At 69.6% G+C, this 22,879-nt stretch carries 22 protein-coding genes and 1 pseudogene; 11 read left to right on the top strand and 12 right to left on the bottom strand.

The features are described 5' to 3' along the window. Positions 1-64: 64 nt before the first annotated feature. The 4 genes from AOZ06_RS22665 to rfbA are packed head-to-tail and all read left to right on the top strand — an operon-like array spanning position 65 to position 2,724. Complete coding sequence (locus AOZ06_RS22665; protein ID WP_054291242.1) at positions 65-931, top strand: histidine kinase; 867 nt, start codon at positions 65-67, stop codon at positions 929-931. Then, positions 817-1,128, top strand: coding sequence for a sensor histidine kinase (locus tag AOZ06_RS61690; RefSeq protein ID WP_335338426.1), 312 nt, complete (start codon positions 817-819; stop codon positions 1,126-1,128). The genes AOZ06_RS22665 and AOZ06_RS61690 overlap by 115 nt, the downstream gene beginning before the upstream one ends. Continuing rightward, a complete protein-coding gene (locus AOZ06_RS22655) occupies positions 1,125-1,775 on the top strand; it encodes a response regulator (RefSeq protein ID WP_054291240.1) in 651 nt (216 codons plus the stop codon). The genes AOZ06_RS61690 and AOZ06_RS22655 overlap by 4 nt, the downstream gene beginning before the upstream one ends. 55 nt (positions 1,776-1,830) lie before the next feature. Then, positions 1,831-2,724, top strand: coding sequence for a glucose-1-phosphate thymidylyltransferase RfbA (rfbA, locus tag AOZ06_RS22650; RefSeq protein WP_054291239.1), 894 nt, complete (start codon positions 1,831-1,833; stop codon positions 2,722-2,724). A 139-nt stretch (positions 2,725-2,863) separates the two neighbouring features. Here the strand turns inward: rfbA and AOZ06_RS22645 are convergent, their stop codons facing one another. Further along, positions 2,864-4,075 (bottom strand): class I SAM-dependent methyltransferase, encoded by a 1,212-nt coding sequence (locus AOZ06_RS22645; RefSeq protein ID WP_054291238.1) that lies wholly within the window; start codon positions 4,073-4,075, stop codon positions 2,864-2,866. A gap of 130 nt (positions 4,076-4,205) precedes the next feature. On the opposite strand from AOZ06_RS22645, the gene AOZ06_RS22640 reads away from it, so the two are divergent. Beyond that, positions 4,206-5,186: a UbiA family prenyltransferase gene (locus tag AOZ06_RS22640; protein ID WP_054291237.1), complete on the top strand. Its 981-nt coding sequence runs from the start codon at positions 4,206-4,208 to the stop codon at positions 5,184-5,186. A gap of 6 nt (positions 5,187-5,192) precedes the next feature. On the opposite strand, the gene AOZ06_RS22635 is transcribed toward AOZ06_RS22640, so the two are convergent. From AOZ06_RS22635 to AOZ06_RS22605, 7 genes are all read right to left on the bottom strand, one after another. Further along, positions 5,193-6,518, bottom strand: a complete 1,326-nt coding sequence (locus AOZ06_RS22635; protein WP_157233168.1) for a helix-turn-helix transcriptional regulator — start codon at positions 6,516-6,518, stop codon at positions 5,193-5,195. A 99-nt stretch (positions 6,519-6,617) separates the two neighbouring features. After that, a complete protein-coding gene (ispG, locus tag AOZ06_RS22630; RefSeq protein WP_054291235.1) occupies positions 6,618-7,763 on the bottom strand; it encodes a flavodoxin-dependent (E)-4-hydroxy-3-methylbut-2-enyl-diphosphate synthase in 1,146 nt (381 codons plus the stop codon). After that, on the bottom strand, positions 7,757-9,565 hold the full coding sequence (locus AOZ06_RS22625; protein ID WP_054291234.1) for a 1-deoxy-D-xylulose-5-phosphate synthase: 1,809 nt from the start codon (positions 9,563-9,565) through the stop codon (positions 7,757-7,759). Before AOZ06_RS22625 ends, ispG begins: the two co-directional genes overlap by 7 nt. Before the next feature lie 79 nt (positions 9,566-9,644). Next, positions 9,645-10,685 (bottom strand): polyprenyl synthetase family protein, encoded by a 1,041-nt coding sequence (locus tag AOZ06_RS22620; RefSeq protein WP_054291233.1) that lies wholly within the window; start codon positions 10,683-10,685, stop codon positions 9,645-9,647. A gap of 17 nt (positions 10,686-10,702) precedes the next feature. After that, a complete protein-coding gene (gene ispH, locus AOZ06_RS22615; protein ID WP_054291232.1) occupies positions 10,703-11,647 on the bottom strand; it encodes a 4-hydroxy-3-methylbut-2-enyl diphosphate reductase in 945 nt (314 codons plus the stop codon). Between the two features lie 76 nt (positions 11,648-11,723). Then, on the bottom strand, positions 11,724-12,425 hold the full coding sequence (locus tag AOZ06_RS22610; protein WP_157233167.1) for a DUF2306 domain-containing protein: 702 nt from the start codon (positions 12,423-12,425) through the stop codon (positions 11,724-11,726). 140 nt (positions 12,426-12,565) lie between these two features. Beyond that, positions 12,566-15,739, bottom strand: coding sequence for an AfsR/SARP family transcriptional regulator (locus AOZ06_RS22605; protein ID WP_063810094.1), 3,174 nt, complete (start codon positions 15,737-15,739; stop codon positions 12,566-12,568). Positions 15,740-15,830: 91 nt separating this feature from the next. Here AOZ06_RS22605 and AOZ06_RS22600 point away from each other — a divergent pair, with 91 nt between their 5' ends. Both AOZ06_RS22600 and AOZ06_RS22595 read left to right on the top strand, forming a co-directional pair. Next, on the top strand, positions 15,831-16,463 hold the full coding sequence (locus AOZ06_RS22600) for an NADPH-dependent FMN reductase (protein WP_169798963.1): 633 nt from the start codon (positions 15,831-15,833) through the stop codon (positions 16,461-16,463). A 24-nt stretch (positions 16,464-16,487) separates the two neighbouring features. Further along, positions 16,488-18,095, top strand: coding sequence for an MFS transporter (locus AOZ06_RS22595; RefSeq protein ID WP_054291230.1), 1,608 nt, complete (start codon positions 16,488-16,490; stop codon positions 18,093-18,095). A gap of 83 nt (positions 18,096-18,178) precedes the next feature. Here the strand turns inward: AOZ06_RS22595 and AOZ06_RS56530 are convergent, their stop codons facing one another. Continuing rightward, positions 18,179-18,496 carry a hypothetical protein gene (locus AOZ06_RS56530; protein WP_157233166.1) on the bottom strand — a complete coding sequence of 106 codons (318 nt, stop codon included), beginning with the start codon at positions 18,494-18,496 and terminating at the stop codon, positions 18,179-18,181. Positions 18,497-18,527: 31 nt separating this feature from the next. Next, a complete protein-coding gene (locus AOZ06_RS22590; RefSeq protein WP_054291229.1) occupies positions 18,528-19,169 on the bottom strand; it encodes a TetR/AcrR family transcriptional regulator in 642 nt (213 codons plus the stop codon). Between the two features lie 75 nt (positions 19,170-19,244). Between AOZ06_RS22590 and AOZ06_RS22585 the strand changes: the two genes are divergently transcribed. The 4 genes and pseudogenes from AOZ06_RS22585 (at position 19,245) to AOZ06_RS60135 (ending at position 20,391) form a co-directional block, all read left to right on the top strand. Beyond that, on the top strand, positions 19,245-19,631 hold the full coding sequence (locus AOZ06_RS22585) for a DUF1761 domain-containing protein (protein ID WP_054291228.1): 387 nt from the start codon (positions 19,245-19,247) through the stop codon (positions 19,629-19,631). A 32-nt stretch (positions 19,632-19,663) separates the two neighbouring features. Beyond that, positions 19,664-19,954 carry a DUF1905 domain-containing protein gene (locus AOZ06_RS22580; RefSeq protein WP_054291227.1) on the top strand — a complete coding sequence of 97 codons (291 nt, stop codon included), beginning with the start codon at positions 19,664-19,666 and terminating at the stop codon, positions 19,952-19,954. A 10-nt stretch (positions 19,955-19,964) separates the two neighbouring features. After that, positions 19,965-20,135 (top strand): annotated as a pseudogene (locus AOZ06_RS61685) (AAA family ATPase); the annotation flags it as partial. Positions 20,136-20,202: 67 nt separating this feature from the next. Next, a complete protein-coding gene (locus AOZ06_RS60135; RefSeq protein WP_054291226.1) occupies positions 20,203-20,391 on the top strand; it encodes a hypothetical protein in 189 nt (62 codons plus the stop codon). Between the two features lie 46 nt (positions 20,392-20,437). Here AOZ06_RS60135 and AOZ06_RS22570 read toward each other — a convergent pair whose 3' ends face one another. Both AOZ06_RS22570 and AOZ06_RS22565 read right to left on the bottom strand, forming a co-directional pair. Then, entirely contained in the window at positions 20,438-21,763 is a 1,326-nt protein-coding gene (locus tag AOZ06_RS22570) for an FAD-dependent oxidoreductase (protein ID WP_054291225.1), read from the bottom strand. Further along, a complete protein-coding gene (locus AOZ06_RS22565) occupies positions 21,751-22,875 on the bottom strand; it encodes a nucleotide disphospho-sugar-binding domain-containing protein (protein WP_054291224.1) in 1,125 nt (374 codons plus the stop codon). The genes AOZ06_RS22570 and AOZ06_RS22565 overlap by 13 nt, the downstream gene beginning before the upstream one ends. Between the last annotated feature and the right edge of the window lie 4 nt (positions 22,876-22,879).

The raw sequence follows: 22,879 nt of genomic DNA, 5'->3' as shown, positions 1-22,879 counted from the left end.
GGCACCGGACGCGCGGCGGCGCATCCGCCGCACGGCATACTCGAACGGGGAAAGAGTGCGATCCATGACACCGCGGGCGCAGGACGCGCTGATCGCCGCCGGCGTGTTCGTCTTCCTGCTCGCGCTTCCCGCGCTCGACATCCTGGCCGGGATGTCGGGCCGGACCTCGGCGCTGAACCCGGCCGTGGTGCTGTGGACACTGGCGAGCTGCGTTCCCCTGGTCTGGCGGCGACGGGCACCGCTCACCTCAGCCGCGGTCACGGGTCTGCTGACGCTCGGCGCGCTCTGGACCGGGGCGGCCATCTCGCCGTGGGCGGTCCTGGTGGCCGTGTTCTCCGCCGCCTTTCACCTGCGCCGCCATCGGATGGTGCTCGGAGTCGGCGCGGCGGTGTGGATGCTCGTGGTCGCCGCGTTGCCGGGCGAGCCCATGGTTCCGTCCAATGTGCTCACTTCCGTGGGGCTGGCGGCCCTGCCCATCAGTCTCGGTCACGCACTGCGCCTGCAATCCGATCGGACGCGGTTGCTCGTCGCGGCCGAAGCCGAGAGGGCACAGGCGCACGAGCGCGATCGCGTGGCACGGGACGTGCACGACCTCGTGGGACACCAGTTGAGCGCGATCCGGCTGCGGGCGCTGGGCAGCCGCAAAGCCGCGGTGGACACCGGCCGCGCGCTCGGCGCGATCGCCGACCTCGCCGGGGAGGCGCTCGGCCAGGTGCGCTCGCTCGTGCACGTGCTACGCGAAGACGGCCAGCCCGGTTTGTCCAATTGGACATGCTGGCCGCCCGGACGCGTGGCGTGCTTCCCGTGCGGATCAGCCTGGACCTCGGTGGCGTCGCCCCGCCCGGGAACGTCCAAACGGTCGCGTACCGGATCGTCGAAGAGGCGCTCAGCAACGTCGCTCGTCACACGTCAGCCAGCCAGGCCGCCGTGACCATCGGCGTCCGGCAGCACAAACTGCTGATCACAGTGGACGACGACGGCTCCGGGAAAGCCACGGACCCCAAGGAAGGAAACGGATTGCGCGGTATGCGTGAGCGAACGGCGCAGCTCGGCGGAACAGTGCACGCCGGGCCACACGGTGACAGGGGGTGGCGCGTGCGGGCGATGATCCCGTTGGGGGAACTGTGATCCGGGTCCTCATCGCGGACGACCAGGAAGCCGCACGGGACGGTTTGCGGCTGCTGCTGTCGGGTGAGCCGGACATCGACGTGATCGGGGCCGCCGTGGACGGCGTCGAACTGGTCGCGCTGGCGCGACGGCGGACACCGGACGTGGTCCTGACCGACATCAGGATGCCGGGCATGGACGGCATCGGCGCGATCAAGCGATTGGTCACCGTGCGGCCCGAGCCCGCGGTGGTCGCGGTGACCACGTTCGACGTGGACGAGTACTTTTTCGGGGCGTTGCAGTCCGGCGCGGTGGGGTTCGTGCTCAAGGACAGCGCACCGGAGCTTTTCCTCGACGCCGTCCGGCTCGCGTACCGCGGGCAGGGCCTGATCGATCCGCAGGTGACTCGGCGTCTGGTGAGCCGTTTCGCGCGTACGTCACCGCGACCGGCGCCGCCGGAGCTGGACGCCCTCACCCCGCGGGAGACCGAGGTGCTGCGTGGCCTCGCGCGGAGCCTGTCGAACGCCGAGGTCGCCGACGAGCTCGGGATCGCCGCGGGTACGGTGAAGGTCCACGTCGAGCGGATTCTGGCGAAGCTGGGTGTCGCGACCAGGGTGCAGGCGGTGATCCACGCGCACAAGTACGGCCTGGTCACCTGGACCGACTGAGGCGCACCAGCGAATCTCATGGGTGCCTTGACAGCGGGTCCGTAGATTGTTGGCAATGAAGGGGATCATCCTCGCCGGAGGATCCGGCACCCGGCTCCACCCGATCACGGTCGCGGTGTCCAAGCAACTGCTGCCGGTCAACGACAAGCCGATGATCTACTACCCGTTGTCCGTGCTGATGCTGGCGGGCATCCGGGACATCCTGATCATCTCGACCGAACGGGACCTGCCGCAGTTCGAGCGCTTGTTCGGCGACGGATCGGGCCTCGGGCTGAACCTGAGCTACGCGGTGCAGCGCCAGCCCAACGGCCTGCCGGAGGCATTCCTGATCGGCGCCGACCACATCGGCACCGACTCGGTGGCGCTTGTCCTCGGCGACAACATCTTCCACGGCCCGCGGTTCTCCGACGTGCTCGCCGGCAGCATCCGCGATCTGGACGGATGCGTGCTTTTCGGCTACCCGGTGCACGATCCCGAGCGGTACGGCGTCGGCGAGACCGACGCGACCGGGCGGCTGGTGTCCATTGAGGAGAAACCGGCACGGCCCCGCTCCAACCGGGCCATCACCGGCTTGTACTTCTACGACAACGACGTCGTCGACATCGCCAAGAACCTGCACCCGTCGGCTCGTGGCGAGCTGGAGATCAGCGACGTCAACCAGCACTACCTGGAGCGCGGCAAGGCCAAGCTGGTCGACCTCGGCCGCGGCTTCGCCTGGCTGGACACCGGCACCCCCGATTCGCTGCTGCTGGCCGGTCAGTACGTGCAGACTCTCGAGCACCGCCAAGGCGTCCGGATCGCGTGTGTCGAGGAAGTCGCGCTGCGCATGGGTTTCATCGACCCGGACGCCTGCTACGCCTTGGGCGCGTTCCAGGCCAAGTCCGGCTACGGCCAGTACGTCATGGCTATCGCCCGGGAACTGGGAGCGCGGGAACCCCGAACGCCGTGAGGGACGCGGCCCGTGCGATCGGCGGGCCACTCGTCCCGCACAGCTGTGTGCGGGACGGTCCCGTCGGTCGCCTGGGAATCGGCCGGGCTGCCCGCCCGTGTCGGCGCGAGCAGCCCGGAGTCAGTACCAGGGTGGTGCGTCACTCAACGGTGACCTTGGGGACGTAGAGGATCCACCGGCCACCAGCCTGCTCGTACTCCTGTTCCTTGCCCATGATCTCCTCGGCGTGGTTCCACGCGAACAGCAACGCGTAGTCCGGGTAGGGCTCGGCGAACGCGTCCGCGGGACGGACCGGGATGTGCGAACCGGGCGTGAGCCTGCCCTGCTTGGCCGGTGTGGTGTCGCAGACGAACTCGACCAGATCCGGTCCGATACCGCAGAAGTTGGCCACGGTGGCGCTCTTGGCGGTGGCGCCGTAGGCCACCACCCGCTTGCCCTGGGCCCGCAGGTCCTTGAGCAGCGTACGCAGATCGTCGCGGATGGTGTGCACATTGCCCGCGAAACGCCGCAACGTGGTCAGGTTCGCCAGGTCGGCCTCCTCCTCCTCGGCCAGCAACTCCGCGACGGCGGGTGCCGGTGTGCGGGCACCGAGCCGGGCCAGGGTGTAGCGGACCTCGCCGCCGTGCACCTCCAACCGTTCGACGTCGACGAGCTCGAACCCGAAGTGCCGCGCCATCGCGGCGACCGAACGGGCGGAGAACAGGTAGAAGTGCTCGTCGTAGATCTGGTCGAACGAGGTCTTGGCGACGATGTCCCCGAGGTACGGGTCCTCGAACACGAACACGCCGTCCGGGCCGAGCAACGCGTCGATGCCCGCGAAGATGGATTCGACGTACGGGATGTGGCAGAAGGTGTTGGCCGCGTAGATCACGTCGGCCGGGCCGTGCTCCTCGCGGACCTCGACCGCTGTGGACTCCTGGAAGAAGTCGGTGCGGACGTTGACGCCGTTGCTCCTGGCCACTTCGGCGACGCCGCCGGACGGCTCGACACCGAGGTGCCGGACACCGGCCTGGCCGATCGTGCGCAGCATGATCCCGTCGTTGCAGCCGATCTCGACCACGAACGGGTCGGCGCCGCTCAGCTCGGTCTCCAGCAGACGGCCGGCCAGCCGTTGGAAGTGCTCGCGCATCACCGCCGATCCGGAGGAGTGGTACGGGTAGTCCTCGTGGAACATCCGCTCGCGCGGGACCTCCTCGACCAGTTGCACCATGGTGCAGGTCGCGCATTGGCCCACAGCGAGACGGAAGAAGTACTCCGGCCGCGTGTCGGCCGGATCGCGGAACGCGTCGGACAGCGGTTGCCTGCCGAGGTCGAGGAACTCCTCGACCGAACCGCCGCAGACACGGCACATGGGAGTCGTCACGCATACAGCGTGAGCCCGCCGCGCGGACGGGCACAATGACGGGAAATTGCTATTTTGGCTGTCACAGCCCGTTGCTACGTTGGCCGGAGCCCGCTTCCGACGTGCGTAAGGACAAAGCATGACGGCGCGTACCGATGCCTCCCAAGCGATCGCGAAACCCGGAGTTCTCCGGACGATCCGAAGTTACGCCAGACTGGTGAAGTTCCAGTTCGTCCTCGATTTCTACCTGGCGCCGATCATCGCGTGGACCGCGTTGGCCCCGTTGCTCAAGACCGACGGGGACACACTGGTCACGTTGCTGTTCTTCGCACTCGGCCAAGCCGGGGTGCTGTTCGCCGTGATGACGCTCGACGACGTGACGGGGATCAAGGACGGCAGTGACCACGCGAACTACGTGGCCGCCAACAAGAGCCAGCTGCGCCCCCTCAAACGCAAGCCGCTGCTGACCGGCGAGCTGACTGTGGCGCAGGCCCAGCGCTACGGCTATCTCAGCCTCGTGTGGGGAGCGGCCTGGTGGCTCGCCGCGGTCCTGCACACCGATCACCAGCAGGGCTGGATCCTTGTGGTGACAGGGTTGTTGCTGACGTTGAGCGTGCAGTACTCGTGGGGTCTCAAGCTCAGCTACTACGGGCTGGGCGAGCTGGTGCTGTTGTTCTCCGCGGCGGCGTTCCTGATCGCCCCGTACGGACTGGCCACGGGTGAGCTGCCCGCGCTGGTCCTGGTCGAGGGCCTGCTGTTCGGGTTCGGCCAGCTGATGATCGCGGGGTACTCCAACACCAACGACATCGACGGGGACAAGGCCGCCGGCCGCCGGACGGTCGCGGTGATGACCTCCGGGACACGCTACGGCAACGTGGTCTTCCTCGGTCTGCTCACCACCGCGAACATCCTGGTGATCCTGGTGCCGGCGTTCGCCGGGTGGGTGCCGTGGTGGCTGCCGTTCGCGCTGCTGCCCGCGATCGTGTTGCGGCTGCGGCAGTACGCCGGGTTCGTGCGCAACCAGGGAGCTCCGCTGGTGGCCAGGATCCGCGGCGTGCTGGTGTTCCGCACGACCGTGGTGTGCGTGCTGGCCGTCAACATCCTCTACATCGGATTCTGAGCTGCCTCACCGGTCCAGGGTGGTCATCCAACTGGCCACCTGGACCCGTGAGGAGCATTCGAGTTTGCGCATGATCTTGCGCAGGTGGTTGACCGCGGTCCACTCGGCGATCCCGAGGTTGCGCGCCACCTCCCGGTTGGTCATCCCGCACGCCACCAGCTTGGCCACCTCGAACTCGCGGTTGGTCAGCGGGTGCTCCACCGGACGGCGCGCGTTGCCCGCCGTCAGCTTCGTCATCCCGGCGGCGTCACCGGAGTCCCGCAGGTAGGTCACCGCGGCCTCGATGTCCGGGTACCAGGCGTCGATCAGCTCAGGCGAGTGGTCCTCGTCGGCCATGCCGAGGAAGTACTCGGCGTGTGCCCGTTGCGCCGCACGGTGTTCGTCACGCTGGACGAGATAACGCCGTGTGGGGCCGGACATCCGGAAGATCAGGTCGCCGTCCTGGCACTCGGTCGTGCTCAGCAGGTTCTTGTCGACGAGACCCGCCAGCAACTGCGGGGCGCGGCTGACCGCGGTGGCCGCGGCGAGGTCGAAGTGGCCGGTGAACACCGCGAGCCGGGCGAGCAGAGCGCGTTCGCCGTCGTCGAGCCGGGCCAGGCTCCACTCGATCGCCGCGGTCATGCTGTGGTGCCGCGACAACGTGGCCGATCCCGTGCCGGTCAGGCAGCCGAGGTCACGATCCATGTCGGCGATCAGCCGCTGCGGCGAGGACAACTCCATCCCAGCCGCCAGCAGCTCGATGGCCAATGGCAGTCCGTCGGTGCGTGTGCAGAGCTCGGCCACGGCGGCCCTGTTGGTCTCGGTGAGGCGGAAGTCCGGCCGCACGGCCTGGGTGCGTTGCACGAACAACCGCACGGACGGCACGCTCGCGAACGCCGGCATGTCGGCGGAGGCGTCCGGCAGACGCAAGGGGGCGAGGCGGACGACGGCTTCGCCGTACACGCCGAGCCGTGAGGGGCTGGCCACCAGGACGCTCAGCCGTGGACAGGCCGTGACCAGCGCGGCGAGCTTCGGCGCGAGTTCCCGGGTGCGGTCTTCGCAGCCGTCGACCGCGAGCAGGAAATGCCGGTCCCCCAGCCCGTCGAGCCCGTCCAGGTCGGCCGTGGCCAGGTCAAGGTGGGCGCCGCCGTCGGCGAACTGGTCGCGCAGGCGCTCGAACAGCGCGGCGACCAGCCTGCTCTTGCCGACACCGACCTGGCCGGTGACGGTGATCAGCCGGACGTCCTGGCCGAGCAGCCGCGCGCTCAACGCCGCCAGCTCGGCCTCCCGGCCCACCAGCGGCACCGGCGCTGTCGTCATCGCCGCTGTCGTCGCTGTCGCTGTCGTGCTCACCCAGGGTTCCCCTTCCCGATGGCTCTCCCGGCAGTGACGCTTCCGACGGTATCCGCCGGATGTCGACTCGCCGTAGAGAGCTCATCGGGGCAGGTGAGTCTAGGCCTCGATGTCGATTCCCATCTCGGCCGCGATGCGTGCGGCCTCTTCCAGCAGCGTCTCGACGATCTGCGACTCGGGCACGGTCTTGATCACCTTGCCCTTGACGAAGATCTGGCCCTTGCCGTTGCCGGAGGCCACGCCGAGGTCGGCTTCCCGCGCCTCACCCGGGCCGTTGACGACGCAGCCCATCACCGCGACGCGCAGCGGCACCGGGAAGCCCTCCAGGGCCGCGCTGACCCGTTCGGCCAGCGTGTGCACGTCGACCTGGGCACGGCCGCAGGACGGGCAGGACACGATGTCCAGGCCGCGTGGCCGCAGGCCGAGTGACTCCAGGATCTGGTTGCCGACCTTGACCTCCTCGACCGGCGGCGCGGACAGCGACACGCGGATCGTGTCGCCGATGCCCTCGGCCAGCAGCGCGCCGAACGCGACCGAGGACTTGATCGTGCCCTGGAACGTCGGCCCGGCCTCGGTCACGCCCAGGTGCAGCGCGTAGTCGCACTGCGCGGCGAGCTGGCGGTATGCCTCGATCATCACCACCGGGTCGTTGTGCTTGACCGAGATCTTGATGTCCTGGAAGTCGTGCTCCTCGAACAGCGAGCACTCCCACAACGCCGACTCGACCAGCGCTTCCGGGGTGACGCCGCCGTGTTTCTCCAGCAGCCGCGGGTCGAGTGAACCGGCGTTCACGCCGATCCGGATCGGGATCCCCCGGTCGCGGGCGGCACGGGCGATCGCGCCGACCTGGTCGTCGAACTTGCGGATGTTGCCCGGGTTCACGCGGACCGCGGCGCAGCCGGCCTCGATCGCGGCGAAGACGTACTTCGGCTGGAAGTGGATGTCGGCGATCACCGGGATCTGCGACTTGCGGGCGATGATCGGCAGCGCCTCGGCGTCGTCGGCCGACGGCACCGCCACGCGCACGATCTCGCAGCCCGACGCGGTCAGCTCGGCGATCTGCTGCAGGGTGGCGTTGATGTCGGACGTGAGCGTCGTGGTCATCGACTGCACCGACACCGGCGCGTCACCGCCGACGGCCACCGACCCGACCATGATCTGCCTGGACTTGCGGCGTGTGGCCACGGACAACGGCGGTTGCTCGTCGCGGACCTTCGGCATGCCCAGCGCGACGGTCGTCACCATGTGCTCCCTTCAGCGTCCAGCTCCACCCCGTCGGGGGCGGGTTCGGCGTCCAGATCGGCGACGAGTTCGACGACTGCCCGCGAGATGTCCTGCGCGGTCAGGCCGCACGCGGCGAGCACCTCGGCGCGTGAGCCGTGCCCGAGGAACCGCCGCGGGATGCCGAACTCCCGCATCGGCGTGCCGACCCCGTTGTCACGCAACGTCTGCGCCACCGCGGAACCCACGCCACCGGTGCGGCTGTTGTCCTCGACCGTGATGGCGAGCCGGTGGCGGCGGGCCATGTCGGCCAGCGCGGGATTCACCGGCGTGACCCACCTCGGGTCGACCACCGTCACGCCGATGCCTTGCGCCCGGACGCCGTCCGCGACGGCGAGCGCCAACGTGGCCAGCGCGCCGACCGCCACGATCATCACGTCCAGCGATCCGTCGCGGCGCAGCACGTCCATTCCACCGAACGTGGTCACGGCGGGGATGTCGTCGCCGGCCGGGCCTTTCGGGAACCGCAGCAGCGTCGGGCCCTCCGACCACGCCACGGCTTCCCGCAGCAGCTCGGCCAGCCGCGTGCCGTCCCTCGGCGCGGCGATCCGCAGGCCGGGAACGACCTGCAGCACGGAGAGATCCCACATGCCGTTGTGGCTCGGGCCGTCGTCGCCGGTCACGCCGGACCGGTCGAGCACGAACGTCACCGGGCGGCGGTGCAGCGCCACGTCCATCAGCAACTGGTCCAGCGCCCGGTTGACGAACGTCGAATAGATGGCCACGACCGGGTGCACACCGCCCATGGACAACCCGGCGGCCATCGTGACCGCGTGCTGTTCGGCGATGCCGACGTCCACGACCCGGTCAGGGAGCCTGCGCTGCAACGCGAGCAGCCCGGTCGGCTCGGTCATCGCGGCGGTGATCGCGACCAGGTCCGGGCGCTGCTCGGCCAGCTCGACGAGCGTCGACGCGAACACCGACGTGAACGACGGCGTGGACTTGCCCAGCGCCTGCCCGGTCTGCGGGTCCATCGGCTTGATGGCGTGCCCGAGGTCCAGTTCGTTGTTCTCGGTGTGCTCGAAACCGCGGCCCTTTGCGGTGATCACGTGCACCACCACCGGACAGCCCGCCGCACGGGCCTGCCGCAGCGCGTCCTGGACGGCTTCGATGTCGTGCCCGTCGACCGGGCCGATGTAGTCGAGCCCGAACCGCCCGAACACGCCCGGCCCGTTGCCCGCGCGCAGATCCGCCAGGTGTTCGGCGAATCCGCCCACGGTCGGCGCGTAGGAGCGTTCGTTGTCGTTGAGCACGATGACCAACGGCCGGTCCGGGCCACCGGCGATGTTGTTGAGCGCTTCCCACGCCATCCCACCGGTCATGGCGCCGTCGCCGATCACCGCCACGACAGCGCGGTCGGTACGGCCGAGGTGGGCGTCCGCCCTGGCCAGGCCGTCGGCGTACGACAACGCGGTCGACGCGTGCGAGTTCTCCACCAGGTCGTGCTCGGACTCGGCCTGGCTCGGGTAGCCCGACAGGCCGTCGGACTTGCGCAGCCGCGCGAATCCGGCCTGCCGCCCGGTGAGGATCTTGTGCACATAGGACTGGTGCCCGGTGTCCCACAGCAGCCGGTCGCGCGGCGAGTCGAACACGGTGTGCAGCGCGATGGTCAGCTCCACCACCCCGAGGTTGGGCCCGAGGTGACCGCCGGTGGCGCTGACCCGGTCGATCAGGAACGTGCGGATCTCACCGGCGAGCGCGGTGAGCTCGTCGAGCGTCAGTTCACGCAGCCGCGCCGGGCCGCGCACGGTTTCCAGCAATGCCATGCGTGGGTGCTCCTCACCGGTTGCGGCACGCGGCCTCGGTCGCCATCTCAGTGTCCTGCAATGCCATGCGCGACGCTCCTCAGCGGTTGCGGTAGGCGACCTCGGTCGCCATCTCGGTCAGTTCGGCCTGCCACGCCGGATCCAGCCCGGCCTGCGCGATCGCCTCACGGGCCCAGCGCACGAGTTCGCCGATCCGGCGTTCGATCTCCTCGCGCGCGCCGCCGTCCACGAGCCTGAGACGGATCGCTTCGGTGTCCCACTCCTGCTCGGCGACCAGCGCGCGCAGCCGGTCGTCCCGGCCGCACGCCATCGCCAGCAGCAGAGTCATCTTGTGCTGCGCCAGATCCGAGCCGACCGGTTTGCCGGTCGCCGCGCTGTCGCCGAAGGTGTCGATCAGGTCGTCCCGCAGCTGGAACGCCTCCCCCAGCGCCTCACCGTACTCGGCGAACTGGGTCGCCAGCTGCGGGCGTCCCGCGATCGCGGCGCCGAGCAGCAGCGGGCGGTGGATGCTGTACCGGCCGGACTTGCACACCGCGACCCAGCGGGACACCGCCGGGTCGACCACGCACTCCGCGGCCACCGCCATGTCCAGGTACTGCCCGATCTGGATCTCGGTGAGCATCTCGTCCCACACCGGCCTGGCCACGTCCGGCAGGCCGGCGGTGAGCCTGCCCGCGTACACCATCGCCAAGTCACCAGCGAGGATGGCGGTGCCTTCGCCGTAACGGCGTGACTCACCGAGCCACCCCGCGCCGGCGTGCGTGGCGATGTGCGTCGTGTGCACGGTCGGGGCGCCACGGCGCAACGGCGAGTCGTCGAGCACGTCGTCGTGGATGAGCGCGGCGGCGTGCACCAGTTCGATCGCCGCCGCGGCGTCCAGCAGGGTCTCGGTTTCCGCCTCGGGGCCGCCCGCGGCGAGGAAACCGCTGACGCAGAACGCCGGGCGCCACCGCTTGCCGCCCGCCGCCACCAGCCCGGCGACCGCGTCAACCGGGACCGCGCAGCGCGGGTCGACCGCGGCCCACCGCTCGCGTTCGGCGGCGAGGAAACCGCTGAGCCTCGTCTCGATCGCGGCCATCATCTCCAGCCGGGCCGGTCGAACCGCTTGTGTTTTCAGCATGTCCGCCCTTTCACAGGTCAAACGACAGGCACTGTGAGCCGCGCCGGTGGGGAGAAGACGATGTTCTCCTCGGCCACCTGCTCGAGTTCGACGTCCGCGTAACCCAGTTCGGCCAACCGGTCCAGCAGTTGCTCGACGAGGATCTCCGGCGCGCTCGCCCCGGCGCTGACCGCGATCGTGCCGACGCCGGCCAGCCAGCTCTCGTCGAACTCGGTCACGTCCGGCACCAGGTAGGAGCTGGTGCCCAGCCGCTCGGCGACCTCGACCATCCTGATCGAGTTGCTGGAGTTGCGTGACCCGACCACGAGGACGAGGTCGCTGCGGCTGACCACGGCGCGGATGCCGTCCTGCCGGTTCTGGCTGGCGTAGCAGATGTCGTCGGTCGCCGGGCCGCGCAGGTCGGTGAACCGGCGCTGCAGCACCGCGATGATGTCCTTGGTCTCGTCGACCGAGAGCGTGGTCTGGGTGAGGAAGGCCAGCGGGGCGTCCGCAGGCAGGTCCAGCGCCTCGGCGTCCTCGACTGTCTCGACGATGATCGTCCGGTCGGGCGCGTGCCCGAAGGTGCCTTCCACTTCCTCGTGCCCGTCGTGCCCGACCAGCAGCAGCGTCCGCCCGTCCTTGGCGAACCGCAGTGCTTCCTGGTGCACCTTCGACACCAGCGGGCACGTCGCGTCGAGCACGTCGAGGTTGCGTGCCTTGGCGTTCTGGCGAACCTGCGGCGAGACACCGTGTGCGGAGAACACGCACACCGCGCCTTCCGGCACCTCCTGCTCGGAATCGACGAACGTCACGCCGCGGCGCTCGAACTGGCGCACCACGTAATGGTTGTGCACGATTTCCTTGCGGACGTAGATCGGCGCCCCGTGCCGTTCGAGCGCGAGATCGATGATGGCTATCGCCCGCCGGACACCCGCGCAGAAACTGCGCGGCTCGACAAGCAGAACCTTCTTACCGGAATTCATTCACGCCCCACTTCTCGTGCGAAGTCACCTTCGACTGTCGCAGCCATGGCGGCTTGGTGGATATGCCAGGAACCTGTTATGCGGCTGACACGACCTTGCTACGCGCGCGGACGCGTTTGCGGTTGAGCAACCACCACGCGACGGCCAGGTTGAACGCCACACCGAACCAGCCCGACCACTCCTTGATGATCTGGCCGTCCACCGCGAACCACGGGAAGTGCTCGGCCATCAGCCCGAAGACCCGGCCCCACACGATGTGCAGCGCCAGCGCGAAGCTGTAGATCATCCACCGGCGGTGTTCGGCGAACCTGCGGCGTCGGGCCGCGGCGAACCCGGCGAACGTCGTGCCCAGCCACAGAGCGCCGGACAGGGTGTTGCCGATCGCGCCCGCGGGTTGACCGTCGAACGCCCACGGCACGATGGCGATGGCGAGCAACGCGCTGGGCAGCACGCCGAGGAACACGTAAAGCCGGCCGCTGACTCGGTGCACAGCGGGGTGCTTGCGGCGCAGCCACGGCCACAGCTGCAGGCATGCGGTCAGGAACGTGACGGTCCCGGTGAAGATGTGCACCACCAGGAACGGGTAGTGCGGCGGGTAATCGGGGTGCAGCGTCACCGCGGCCTGGTTGGGGTCGAGGGTGAGGTAGGGCGGCAGCGCGTAGACCATGAACGCGATCACCAGCACCACCAGCGCGATCAGCCAGGGAGTGCGCCATAACGGCGCCGGTCCCCCTCGCCGCTCCGGTCGCTTTGTGTCCACTGTGGATGAGTCCACCATGCCCGGATCCCTCCGATCGAGAGGAGCGTGCTTGAGCGACAAGCCTTGTCGGCCGCCACTCAGCATGTGATCGGACGTTACGGTGCGCAACTGTGTGAACACGGGTTTGTCATGTCCGCACTTATCGGCCACACCAGTGGTCATCCAGTGGTTTTCGAACCATTTTCGTCCATAGTGGACATCAATTCGGCGGCAAGCCCGGCTGCGGAGAGTGCCGAACCGCGCTCGTATTCGGTGGTGAACCCGGGTTCGCCGAGCAGCTCGCGGGTCCGTTCGGTGATCCGGTCGATGTCGCCGCGTTCGGCCGACGGCAGTGGCGCTCCGGCTGCCTGCCGTGCCGAGCCCGCCGCGCCGAGCAGGCGTGCCGCGACGGTCGCGTCACCGGCCAGCGACAGCGCTCCCGCGATACCCTCGACCGCGAGCGCGACGGCCCTCGGGTCGCTGGTGCCCTTCGCCGCGGCGAACCCCGCCCGGTGCAGGTCGAGCGCGGTTTTCGCGTCACCGCGCGACTCGGCGATGAATCCGCGTTCGGCGTACACGAGCGCGACTCCCGGCGCCCAGCCGATCTCGCGGTACCAGTCCAGCCACCCGTCGAGGTGTGCCTCGGCTTCGTCCATCCGGCCCTGCCTGCGGGCCGCCAGCGCCAGCCCGATCTCGGCGAACTGCTCGCCGAACCGGTCGGACTGCTCGGCGGCCAGCCGCCGGGCGCGTTCGTGGAACTCCTCGGCGCGGGGGTAGTCACCGGACAGCAACGCGATCCGGCCGAGCTGGGCGAGCTTGTACGACACGTCACGCCACAGCCCCAGGTCCTCGGCGACCCGCAGCCCGTCGCGGTGCAGCCGAGCGGCCCGCGGGTAGTCGCCGGTGATCTGCGCGACCTCGCCGAGCACGTCCATCGCCTGCATCCGGCCCCAGCTGTCGCCCAGTTCGCCGAACAGCGCCACGGCCCGCCCGGCGTCGTCGGCCGCCTTGGCGAGATCGCTGCGGGCCAAGGCGTTCCACGCACGCGTGGTCAGGGTCGCCGCGGTACCCCACCGGTCGGCGTGGCCGCGGAACACCGCGAGGATCCGGTGCACGGCCTGGTCGCCCGATTCGGGGTCGCCGAACCCGATCCGGGCGAACTCGAGGTACCACTCCGCCCGCGCCCGCCGTACCGGGTCGCCGATCCGTCGCAGGACATCGGCTTCCGCGAACGGACCGATGTCGTCACGTGCCATGATCCCGGCGCCTGCCCGCCACACCTCGGCCGTCGCCCGGTCCGAGTCCGGTGCGGGACCGTCGATTCCGAGCGCCAGGTCCAGCGCCCGCCGGGCCGCGCCCCACCGGCCGCGCAGGTAGCGGTACCACGCGGTGGCGTTGGCCAGCCGCAACGCGACTGCCGCGTTCTTCTGCCGCACAGCACCGTCCAGTGCCCCGTGCAGGTTGCCGATCTCGGCGTCCAGCAGGCGCAACCATTGCCGTTGGCCGTGCCCGAGCAGATGCGGCTGCGCTTGTTCGGCGAACGCGGTGAAGTACTCGAAGTGGGCCCGCTGCACGCGGTCGACCTCGCCGGATTCCTCCAGCCGCTCCATCGCGTACGCGGCCACCGATTCCAGCAGCCGGTAGCGCGGCCCGTCCGCGCTGTCCCGGCCGTCGGTCACCACCAGCGAGCGGTCGACCAGCCGGGCCAGCAGGTCAAGGACGTCGTCGCCCGCGCACACGGTCTCAGCCGCCGCGAGCGTGCACCCACCGGAGAAAACCGCGAGGCGGCGCAACAACTCCCGCTCGTCGTCGGCGAGCAGCTCCCAGCTCCAGTCGATCATCCCCCGCAGCGTCTGCTGCCGCTGCGGAGCACCACGACGCCCCGCCGCCAACACCTGGAAACGGTCACCGAGCCGGTCGGCCAGCTGCCGTACACCCAACGACCGCACCCTGGTCGCGGCCAGCTCCAGCGCCAGCGGGATACCGTCGAGCCGCGCACAGATCGCCGCGACCGCCTCCGCGTTGTCCTCACCGAGAACGAAACCCGGCGCCGTCGCGGCGGCCCTCGCCACGAACAACTCGGCCGCGCGGTCCTGATCGAGCGGCGGCACCACCCACAGCCGTTCACCGTCCACACCGAGCGGCTGCCTGCTGGTGGCCAGGATCCGCAGATCCGGTCCCGCCTTCAGCAGCGTCTCAGCCAGAACGGCGACCTCTTCGACGACCTGCTCGCAGTTGTCGAGCACCAGCAACGCCTGTTTGTGGCGCAACGCGCCCGCCAGCCGTTCGACCAACGGCTCGGTCCCGGCGCCGTCACGGACGCCCAGCGCCGTGGCGATCACCTCGGCCGGGCCCGCGACGGCGTCCAATTCGGCCAGCCACACTCCATCCGGGAACGACTTCGTCAACTCGCCGCCGGTCCGGACGGCCAGCCGGGTCTTGCCGACACCGCCGGGGCCGGTGAGCGTGACCATCCGCGCCGTCTCGACCAGGTGACCCACCTCGGCCACCGCGTGCTCCCGGCCGATCAGCTCCGACAGCGCGGCGGGCAGGTTGCCGCTCGGCCGGGCCGCCGACGTGACCGGCGCCGACGGCGCGGCCAGGTGCGGGTCCTGCCGGAGGATCGCCTGGTGCAGGTCGGTCAGCTGCTGGCTGGGGTCCATCCCGAGCTCGTCGGCCAGCCGGGCGCGGACGTCGGCGAAGCTCGCCAACGCCTCCCCGGCGCGCCCAGCGCCGTACAGGGCACGCATGTGCACCGCACGCAGCCGTTCGCGCAGCGGGTGCTCCTCGATCAAGTCGGCCAGTTCCCCGGCCAGCAGGCTGTGCTCCCCCAACGCCAGCCGGGCCTGCGCCTGCTCCTCCAGCGCGGTCAGCCGCAGCTCGGTCAGCCGGGCGACAGCGGGCCGGGCGAACTGCTCGTCGGCGAAGTCGGCGTACGCGGCGCCACGCCACAACGCCAGCGCCTCCGCCAGCACCGCGGACTGGGCGCGTGGGTCCGGCTGCGCCCTGGCACGCGTGACCAGCTCGGTGAACTGCTGGGCGTCGGTTTCCGCGCCGTCTCCGCCGAGCCTCAGCAGGTAGCCGGGCGCCCGGTGCACGACAAGCGTCCGCGCGTCCGGTTCGGCCTCGGCGAGAGCACGGCGCAGCTGGGAGACCTTGCTGCGCAGCACGCCACCCGGCTTGCCGGGCGGGTCGGCGCCCCAGAGGTCCTCGACCAGGCGATCCGCGGGCACCGGACGGCCGTCGCCGGCCAGCAGCGCCGCCAGCAGGGCGCGCACCTTCAGCTCGGGCACCCGTACCGGCCTGCCGTCAGCGGTCCAGACCTCCAACGGACCGAGCACCCCGAAACGCATGGGATCAAGGTAACCCACCCGAAGGAGACGAAACGGGCACCACAACCCGACCGCAACCGAACCAGAACCCGGCACGGGCACTGTGGGGCCCGTGATCAACGAACCGGTGACCACAGCGGCGCCGCCGGACACCCGGGACGACCGGATCCGGCTCGGCGTGATCATCGGCAGCATCCGTGACGGCCGGTTCGGGCCGACCGTGGCGCGGTGGTTCGCCGGCCGTGCGGGCAGGCGCGACGACATCGACCTCGACCTGATCGACCTGGCGGAGGCGTGGCTGCCGGACGTGCTGAGCTACAACGCCGTCGACCCGGACGGCGACCGGCCGCAGCCGGTGCGCACGCTCGCGCCCTGGCTGGCCGCGGCGGACGCGTTCGTGATCGTGACCCCCGAGTACAACCACAGCTTCCCCGGGTCGCTGAAGACCGCGATCGACTGGTTCCGCGAGGAGTGGCGGGCCAAACCGGTCGGTTTCGTGTCGTACGGCGGCGTCGCGGGCGGTCTGCGCGCGGTGGAACAGCTGCGGCTGGTCTTCGCCGAACTGGACGCGGTGACCGTGCGCGAGACCGTCAGCTTCCACAACCACACCGACCAGTTCGGCACCGACGGCAAACCACGGGACAGCGAGACCTTCGACGCGGCCGCGGACCTGTTGCTCGGCCGGCTCGGCTGGTGGGCACGGGCGTTGCGCGACCACCGTGCCAAGCACCCGTTCGGCCGTTGAAGGCCCCTACCGAAAGGAAAAGCCATGTCCACCAACGAGGCCGCGCAACCCGGCCTGCGTGCCGGTCCACGGGAGTGGCTCGGCCTCGCCGTGCTCACGCTGCCCCTGCTCGTGCTGGCGCTCGACGTCAGCGTGCTGTTCCTGGCCGCGCCGCACCTGGGCACCGACCTGCAGCCGACCAGCACCGAGCTGCTGTGGATCCTGGACATCTACGGCTTCCTGATCGCGGGTTTCCTGGTCACGATGGGCACCATCGGTGACCGGATCGGCAGGCGGAAGCTGCTGATCATCGGTGCGATCGCGTTCGCGCTGGCGTCGGCGCTCGCGGCGTACTCGACGTCGCCGGTGATGCTGATCATCGCCCGCGCTGCGCTCGGTGTCGCCGGTGCGACGCTGATGCCGTCGACGCTCGCGTTGATCAGCAACATGTTCAAGGATCCCAAGCAGCGGGGGTTCGCGATCGGTATCTGGATGACGACGTTCTCGGCCGGTATCTCGATCGGCCCGATCGTCGGTGGCGCGCTGCTGGAGAACTTCTGGTGGGGTTCGGTGTTCCTGATCGCGGTGCCGGTGATGGCGCTGCTGGTGATCGTGGCGCCGATGCTGCTGCCGGAGTACCGCGACCCGGACGCCGGGAAGCTGGACCTGCTCAGCGTCGTGCTGTCGCTGGCGACGATCCTGCCGGTGATCTACGGTCTGAAGGAGATCGCGGCGGGCCACAGTGGATGGTTGCCGTACATCGCGCTCGTGGCCGGTATCGTGTTCGGCGCGGTCTTCACCCGCAGGCAGAAGCGCCTGGACAACCCGATGATCGACCTGCGGTTGTTCAAGACCCGCGCGTTCTCCGCCGCGCTCGCGTTGCTGCTGCTGGGAATCACGGCGATCAACGGCGTGAACTTCCTGTACCCGCAGTTCCTGCAGTCGGTGCTGGGCCTGTCGCCCATGACAGCGGGTCTGTGGATGATCCCGATCGCGCTGGCGGCGGTGGCCGGTTCGCTGATCGCGCCGCTGCTGGCACGCAAGATCAGGCCCGCCTTCGTGATCGCGGGCGGAGCGGTGATCTCGGTGGCCGGTTTCCTGCTGATCACCCAGGTGGACGCGGTGTCGGGGATCGGGCTGCTGATGGTGGCGGGTGTGGTGACCATCACCGGCCTGAGCCCGATGGGCGTGCTGACAACGGATATGGTGATCGGGACAGCGCCGGCGGAGAAAGCAGGAGCAGCGGCGGCACTGTCGGAGACGAGCGGTGAACTGGGCGTCGGCCTCGGCGTCGCGGTGATGGGAACGGTCGCGACGGCGATCTACCGTTCGGAGATAACGGAAACGACGCCACCCGGCCTCCCGCAGGAAGCAGCGGCGGCGGGCCAGGAAAGCCTCAACGGCGCGGTGGCCGCGGCCAAGGACCTCCCACCGGACCAGGCAGCGGCACTGCTGGAACCGGCACGGGAAGCGTTCACCAGCGGCCTGAACATCGCGGGCCTCGTCGGCGCGGTGCTCCTGGTGGCACTGGCAGTCGTATCGGCAACCCTCCTCCGGCACCTTCCCCCAGTAGGTACGGAGAGCGAATCGGCGGAGTCCTCGGACGACCCGAGTTCCGCCGAGTCGGACCAGCAGGCCGTCACCCCCAAGTAACCTGCCTGTCCGACGAACAGGAATGCCTCGCCGGGAGACCCCCAGCTCCCGGCGAGGCATTCGCCTGCACCGACTCAGCCGGGCTAGCGAATCCCCTGGGGGCTCGACGCGTGCCGGGCGACGTCACCGACCTCGAGGATCTGCCCAGGATCCTGACTTTCCAGAAGCCCGGGAACGGATTCGGTGAACGCGCGGCCCGGCTCACCGGGGTTGTCGAAGGCCAGCAGGTACACCGAACCGGTGAGCCCCACATTCGGCGCGATCTGGACTGCGACATTCGGCAACCCCGAGGGCGGTCGCGTGTGGATGCGGCAACGAACGGATTCCCGGTGCTGCGAGATATCCGCGAGCGTCGGACGACGACCATGGCCTGTCAACTCGCGGCACAGGACCCCGAACACTTCGCGCAGTGGTTGGAGAGCAGTCCCTTGGTCACGGGCCGTACCGGCTGAGGAAGGTGGCGACACCTTCGGCGGCCACCGCGCGTAGTTCGTCCTCGGTGTACGGCTGGGCACCTGCTTGCAGTGTGAGCCGGTTGAGCGGGGCGGCGACGATGAGCCAGGTGAGCTGCTCGGCCGCCAGGTCCGCGTCGTCGATGCGGAGCAGGCCGCGCTGGGCGAGGGTGTCGAGTGTGGTGGCCAGGGTTCGCAGGTTGTGGCTCCAGCTGCGGGTCACGTAGTCGGCCGCGACCTCGGGGAACCGCAACGCCTCGGCGGCGACCAGCGTGCGCATCTGCAGTACGGGCGGACTCAGCAGTCCCCCTTGCAGGATTCCGGCGAACCGGAGCAGCCCGGCTTCTATGTCGTCGGTTTCGCCGAGCGCGGTCGCGTGGGGCCGCATCGCGCCTTGTCCGCGTTCTACCCAATCGCGTACCACTGCCGCGTAGAGCGCGTCCTTCGATGAGTACGCGCGGTAGAGCGACTGCTTCGACACGCGTGCCTCGGCTGCCACCGCGTCCATGGTGGTGCCTCGGAAGCCGTGGGTGATGAACGCGTTCCGGGCGATGGTCAGCAGTTCGCCGTCGTCGCTGCCGCGGGGGCGGCCGCGGCGGGGAACGGTGGCTCCGGTCGACATGCCCCCATGTTAGTACTTGACAGTACTAAACAGCGAGTCAATACTGTACTCCAACGTACTAAATTGGGGGTCGCAATGATCGCTCTGGGCATCGCGGTTGCCGCACTCGCGGCGTTCGTCGCCAGTTCCGTCTACTACGCGCTGGTGACACCGCTGGAACGACGAACCGTCGGCGAAGCCGCGCTCGACCGTGGCCGTCCCGCACCGTGGAAGGTGCTGACCGAGCTGGCGCGAACCGCCGTCGTGGCCGCGGTGTTCGCGTGGGTTGCCGACCGGTCCGGCGACCTCTCGGTCGGGCACGGCCTCGTGCTCGCGCTGATCCTGTGGGTCGGCTTCCCGCTCGTGCTGCTCTCCGGCTCGGTGATGTGGGAGAAAGTCCACCCGGCCACCGCCACCATGCACGCCGGGGACTGGCTGCTCAAGCTACTGCTTGTCGCCGTCGCCGTCGGCCTCCTGCACTGACCACAACCACCCCGATCGACAGGACGAACACCATGACCAGCACCGGACCGGGCCCGCTTGACCACACCTTCACCGCCACGCTCGTCCAGAGCCCCGCCAAGGGCGGCTGGACCTACGTGGTCATGGACGGCTCCGCCGACTTCTTCGCCACCCGCGGCCTGGTGAAGGTCACCGGCACCATCGACGGCGAGGAGTTCACCAGCTCCTTCATGGCGCTCGGTGACGGCACCCACAAACTCCCTGTCACCGCGGCGATCCGCCGCCGCATCTCCAAACAGCCCGGTGACAGCGTCACTGTGCACCTCCAGCACCGCTTGAAGTGAGGACCGGTCGATGCTCGTCCGCCGTGCTCGCGTTCTCGGCGGAACGCTGCCGGATGGCCCGGGGGAAGAATGGCCGTGGCCGCTCAGCGTCCCCTGTGTCGCCCAACTGGCCGATGAGGACCTGACGTTCGAGCGGCCGGTGACGATGCTGGTCGGCGAGAACGGGTCCGGCAAGTCGACACTGGCCGAGGCGTGGGGGCTCACGGCAGAAGCGCAAAGGCTACTTCCTGCGAGCGGAAACCGCTTGCATGTCGGGCGCGCGGGTCATCTGCGCGACGCACTCCCCGACCCTCGCCGCGACACCGGACGCCGACATCATCGAGGTCGGCGACCACGGTTTCCGGCGCACCACGTGGGAAGACCTCGCCTTGGTGGATCACTGGCGCCGGTACATGAACAACCCGACCGCGTACCTGCGCCACATGACGCAGGAATAGAACCGAACAAGGGCCAGCAGTCGCCGCAGGCCCTTGTCGCGCGATTCTAGGAACCCGACAAGCTGGCGGCGGCGCGGTGACCGGCCAGCATCGCGGCTTCCGTTGTCGGCGCGCTGAAGTAGTCGCCCGCGTACACCACAGGTGGACGCTGGCGCTGCGACACGCGGACCGACCACCGGTAGCGCCCAGGGGCGGGAATCGGGAACCCGTGAGGCCGTTCGGCGATCTGGAACGGCTCGGGATCGGCCGGGAAGTCCGGCACCATCGTCTTCAGCAGCGGGGTCACCGTCGCGAACTGCTGCTCCGCCGGCTTGCCGAGCAGGCTCCGGGTGATCGCCCGGCCCGGGTAGGCGAAGACCAGGAACTTCTCCTCGTCGCCCGCCATCCTCGGGTAGATGATCATGTTGCGGATCTTCGGGTCCGCCGAGCCGCCTGCCATCAGGTGCGTCGTCGACGGCAGGTTGCCGCGGTCGACCAGGTAGGACACCGACAGCGCCGGTTCGTACTCCTGGGATTCCAGGAAGCGACGGGTGTCCGCGTCCACCCACAGGTCGGGCAGTGCCGCCGTGAGCTTCGCCGCGATCGGCGCGGGCGTGGCCAGCACGACGTTGTCGAACACGTCCGACTCGACGTCCCCGCCCGCCCGCCAGGTCAGTTCGACCCGGTCACCGGACCGCTGGACACCCGTGACCTCGTGGCCGAGGCGGATGTCGGAGCCTTCCGCGTCGCGTTCGGCCAGTACCTGCATGCCGTTGGCGAACACGTAGAACCGCACGCCGCCCATGGTCGCCAGCAACGCCTTCGCGTGCGCCGCCGAGATGTCCTCGCAGCGGAAGTTCCAGAAGCCCTCGATCTGCGCGCGCAGCATGTAGTCGAACCCGCGCTCGGACAGGAACTTCCTGCCGTAGTCCACCGCGGACTTGCCGTCGTCGAACCTGGCCAGCTTCTCCGCGTCGAACAGGTCGATCTTCTTGCTGTTGAGGAAGAACTCCTTCAACGAGTTGACCACGAACGCGAACCGGTCGCGGCGGGGCGCGTGCCGGTAGCCCAGCACGGCCTTCGGCGAGTCCGACGGCAGGCTCGCCGGTACGCCGTTGTCGACCACCAGCAGGTTGCTGGAGATCTCCACGAGCTGGTCCTCGAGGCCGTACTCACGCACGCGCTGCCACATCTGGGTGTAGATGCTGGCGCACATCAGGTTGATGCCGACGCTCGGTTCGATCTCCGAGCGGTGCCACGACCGCGCCCGGCCGCCGAGACCTTCGCCGGACTCGAAGACGACCACGTCGTGGCCCTCGCCGACGAGCTCCTTCGCCGCGGCGCAGCCCGCCATCCCGCCGCCGATCACGGCGGTCCTCGTCACGCCGCCCATGTCTTCCCCCCGGTCACGAGCTTCTCCATCATGCCGACGATCTCCGCGGGTGACGGCAACGCGGCGATCTCCGCGGCGAGTTCACCCGCCCGTGCGCGGTACCGCGTGTCGGTCAGCACCTCACGGCAGGCCGCCGCGATCTTCTCCGGGGCCTCCTCGCCGGGCGCGAGCATGATCGCCGCGCCGTAGTCGGCGAGTTGTTGCATGGCTTCACGCGAGATGTCGTAGTTGACGATCACCTGCGGGACGCCGTAGCGGATCGCCGTCATGTCCGTCACGCCGCCGCCGTGGTGCAGGATCACGTCGCACGTCGGCGCCAGCACATCCAGCGGCACCCAGCCGATGCGCGCGTCCGGCAGTTCGGCACGCAGGTCCTTGGCGACGCGTTCAGGCGCGCCGATCACCACCTCGACGCCGAGGTCGCTGATGGCGCGTGCCATGTCGCGCAGGTGGTCGCCGCTGAACAGCCGTGCGCCCGCCGTGATGTAGACGCGTGGCCGGTCGCCCTTGCTGTACATCCACGGTTCGAGCGGCACCTGCGGGTTCACCGGCGACCAGCGCATCAGCTGGACCGGTGGCGCGTCGGCCGCGCGCAGGCTCGGCGGGCAGATGTCCACCCAGAGGTCGGGTTCCGGCACGGCGGTCAGGCCGAAGCCGGGCAGCGCCGGTTCGAGCACTTCGGCCGCGCCCGGCGCGTACATCGCGGAGTCGCACCGGTCCCAGTCCAGCCGGACCGACGGGATACCGAGCTGGTGGGCCAGCAGCGGCGCGGTGTAGAACATCGACCCGCCGACGACCAGGTCCGGCCGCCAGTGCCCGGCGAGCTCGAGCAGCGCTTTCTGGCTGTCCAGCGCGATCTCCGCGTAGATCTTGCCGACCGCGACGGCCTGCAGGACCGGGTCGGCCGGCGCGGTGGACATGAAGTTGGCGACGTCCTGTTCGGTCAGCGGGGAGATCCGCACCGGCGACAGGCCGATACCGGCGATGTCCGGCTGCACCCACTCGATTCCGCCGACCAGCACCTGGTGGCCCGCGCTGCGAGCGGCCGTGGCCAGCACCGCCTGCGAGAAGATCGGAGAAGGGCTGTTGCCCGGTACGAACAGGAACCTCACAACG

The organism is Kibdelosporangium phytohabitans, assembly GCF_001302585.1.
In the GTDB taxonomy this organism is placed as follows: Bacteria; Actinomycetota; Actinomycetes; order Mycobacteriales; family Pseudonocardiaceae; genus Kibdelosporangium; species Kibdelosporangium phytohabitans.
The sequence above is the reverse complement of the archived record's forward strand: the minus strand, read 5'-3'. Positions and strand labels throughout refer to the sequence as shown.

Coding starts and splice junctions, on each gene's coding strand:
- AOZ06_RS22625 (WP_054291234.1), bottom strand. CDS start 9,565: ATGGCATTGCTGGAAACCGTGCGCGGCCCGGCGCGGCTGCGTGAACTG.
- AOZ06_RS22640 (WP_054291237.1), top strand. CDS start 4,206: ATGACGGCGCGTACCGATGCCTCCCAAGCGATCGCGAAACCCGGAGTT.
- AOZ06_RS60135 (WP_054291226.1), top strand. CDS start 20,203: ATGTCGGGCGCGCGGGTCATCTGCGCGACGCACTCCCCGACCCTCGCC.
- AOZ06_RS22580 (WP_054291227.1), top strand. CDS start 19,664: ATGACCAGCACCGGACCGGGCCCGCTTGACCACACCTTCACCGCCACG.
- AOZ06_RS22605 (WP_063810094.1), bottom strand. CDS start 15,739: ATGCGTTTCGGGGTGCTCGGTCCGTTGGAGGTCTGGACCGCTGACGGC.
- AOZ06_RS22620 (WP_054291233.1), bottom strand. CDS start 10,685: ATGCTGAAAACACAAGCGGTTCGACCGGCCCGGCTGGAGATGATGGCC.
- AOZ06_RS22585 (WP_054291228.1), top strand. CDS start 19,245: ATGATCGCTCTGGGCATCGCGGTTGCCGCACTCGCGGCGTTCGTCGCC.
- AOZ06_RS22595 (WP_054291230.1), top strand. CDS start 16,488: ATGTCCACCAACGAGGCCGCGCAACCCGGCCTGCGTGCCGGTCCACGG.
- AOZ06_RS22665 (WP_054291242.1), top strand. CDS start 65: ATGACACCGCGGGCGCAGGACGCGCTGATCGCCGCCGGCGTGTTCGTC.
- AOZ06_RS22645 (WP_054291238.1), bottom strand. CDS start 4,075: ATGTGCCGTGTCTGCGGCGGTTCGGTCGAGGAGTTCCTCGACCTCGGC.
- AOZ06_RS22610 (WP_157233167.1), bottom strand. CDS start 12,425: ATGGTGGACTCATCCACAGTGGACACAAAGCGACCGGAGCGGCGAGGG.
- ispG (WP_054291235.1), bottom strand. CDS start 7,763: ATGGTGACGACCGTCGCGCTGGGCATGCCGAAGGTCCGCGACGAGCAA.
- ispH (WP_054291232.1), bottom strand. CDS start 11,647: ATGAATTCCGGTAAGAAGGTTCTGCTTGTCGAGCCGCGCAGTTTCTGC.
- AOZ06_RS22590 (WP_054291229.1), bottom strand. CDS start 19,169: ATGTCGACCGGAGCCACCGTTCCCCGCCGCGGCCGCCCCCGCGGCAGC.
- rfbA (WP_054291239.1), top strand. CDS start 1,831: ATGAAGGGGATCATCCTCGCCGGAGGATCCGGCACCCGGCTCCACCCG.
- AOZ06_RS22570 (WP_054291225.1), bottom strand. CDS start 21,763: ATGGGCGGCGTGACGAGGACCGCCGTGATCGGCGGCGGGATGGCGGGC.